This window comes from Fulvivirga aurantia, assembly GCF_009711475.1.
Lineage (GTDB): Bacteria > Bacteroidota > Bacteroidia > Cytophagales > Cyclobacteriaceae > Fulvivirga > Fulvivirga aurantia.
This window is the reverse complement of sequence record NZ_SMMD01000692.1, coordinates 3,432-5,730: the sequence shown is the minus strand read 5'-3', so window position 1 is coordinate 5,730 and position 2,299 is coordinate 3,432. Positions and strand designations below refer to the sequence as shown.

At 39.8% G+C, this 2,299-nt stretch carries 2 protein-coding genes; both read right to left on the bottom strand.

Translation table 11 applies throughout. From position 1 onward, the window contains the following. The coding region (gene pheT / locus E1176_RS07490; RefSeq protein ID WP_155209984.1) for a phenylalanine--tRNA ligase subunit beta at positions 1-1,638 on the bottom strand (1,638 nt) is incomplete at its 3' end. A gap of 138 nt (positions 1,639-1,776) precedes the next feature. After that, a partial coding sequence (locus tag E1176_RS07485) for a DUF1684 domain-containing protein (RefSeq protein ID WP_185152689.1) occupies positions 1,777-2,299 on the bottom strand: 523 nt, incomplete at its 5' end.

Sequence of the window (2,299 nt, the reverse complement as noted above, 5' to 3'; positions counted from 1 at the left end):
TTGTACACTATGAGCTTCGTTTAGGTTCTCTGCTTGCTCGGCATAATCCGGTTTTGTTAAGGAGTTTGTGAGGATCTCATAAAAACCATTTGAGGCTAACAGCTCAGTAATTGATTTTTGTACACTATCCGGGTCAATAGCCGGGAAGTTTGCCAAAAAGTCACTTTTCACGAAATCAGGTAGATCAACATTGTTGAACCCGTAAATTCTCAGAATCTCCTCAATTACATCGGCCTCGCGCGTAACATCTACTCTGTAAGGTGGTATTTCAGCAGTAAAACCTGATTCGCTTTCATTCTTAACTTTAATATCAAGCGCGGTGAGTATATCGTGAATTCGGTTAACATCAATTTGCTTACCGATGAGTCTATCAACATTTCTATACTTAACGGCTACGTCTAAAGGCTTAATTTTGGCAGGATATATATCTACTATCTCAGAAGAGATGCTGCCACCGGTCAATTCTTTAATTAGTAATGCAGCTCTTTTAAGCGCATAAACCGTAATGTAAGGATCAGTGCCACGCTCATACCTGAAAGAAGCATCGGTTTTAAGTTGATGATGCTGTGCTGTTTTTCTTACAAAATCAGCTGAAAAATAAGCGCTTTCTAAAAATATATCTGTTGTTGTTTCAGTCACTCCAGATCTGATGCCTCCAAAAACTCCCGCAATACACATGCCTTCATTTTTGCCATTACAGATCATCAAATCTGTGCTCAGAAGCTTTCTTTCTTTCTCATCGAGCGTAGTAAAGGTACTGCCTTCGGCCAGGGTTTTTACAATCACCTTGTTGTCGGCAATATGTGCTGCATCAAACGCATGCAAGGGCTGACCCATTTCATGCAATACAAAATTTGTAACATCTACCACATTATTGATTGGAGCCAACCCGAGAGAGAGTAGTCTGTTTTGTAACCACTCTGGTGATTCCTGTACTTTGGCGTTTGTGATACTTAAACCTGAATATCTAGGACATGCTTCGCTATTCTCAACTTCAACTTCTATAGTTAAGTCGTGGTTATCGACCTTAAACTGATCAACAGCAGGCCATTGGATATCTTTGCCGAACACTGCTTTTAGGTCTCTGGCAGTACCTATATGAGAAGTAGCATCAGCCCTGTTTGGTGTAAGCCCAATTTCAAAAATATAGTCTTCGTCAAGATCAAAATACTCGATCGCAGGAGTGCCATTAGGTAGCTTTGTTTCAAGCACCATAATACCGTCATGACCCGCGCCTAAGCCTATTTCATCTTCTGCACAGATCATACCTTCAGATACTTCTCCGCGTATTTTTGCCTTTTTTATCTTAAATGAATCGTGCCCTTTTGGGTAAAGCGTAGTGCCGACTGTGGCAACTATTACCTTCTGGCCTGCGGCTACATTTGGCGCCCCGCAAACAATAGGAGAGGGACTGTCGGTACCAATGTCTACTGTTGTGATGCTTAGTTTGTCAGCATTAGGGTGTTTCTCACAGGTAAGTACTTCACCTATTACCAAGCCCTCGAGGCCTCCTTCTATTTTTCCAAACTCTTCGAGTCCTTCAACTTCAAGTCCGGTATCTGTAAGGGTTTGAGAAATTTTTTCTACTGGTTGATCCAGCTCTATATAATCTTTAAGCCAGTTTAAAGATATTTTCATTTATAAAATGCGGTTAGATTCTAAATTAAGAGGGCAAAATTAATGATTTAGTTTGTTGTAGAGCAATGTATGAGAGATAAAGAAATTAACTTCTTACATCTGGAGGTTTGATCTTACAAGTAGTCCTACATAATCAAATCACTCATAACTCTTCTCTCCAGCCTCAATGGCTACTGTGAGTAGGTTTTGCTTAGGTGGAAGTGGACAACTGTAGCTCTCATTATAAGCACAGAAGGGATTGTAAGCTTTATTAAAATCAATAATGATTGATTTGCCACCATTATGCTTTACATCAAGGTATCTGCCAGCTCCGTATGTTTCAATAGCGCTGGTTTCATCTCCAAACGCTAAGAAAAGCTCGTTCTCCTCTACATTTTCTAAAATTAGTAAATTATGCTCTTGCTCTTTAAGCTCAAACGTGGCCCTGCCGTAAGTTAGGTATTGTTTTTCCTTTCCATCATTAGTTTGGAGCTGATAAATTTCCTGCTTTTCTACGAGTGAAAACCTGGCTTTAACTTTGTACTCCAATTTTGGAGGATAGTAATTGAGGCCATCATATTGCTTATTGTTTTCTTCGAATGGAGATTCATCGGAATTTCTCATAAATCGATCTGTCTCATCACGATGATCAGCAATCTCTTCTTCTAGTTGCTCTTGTGTT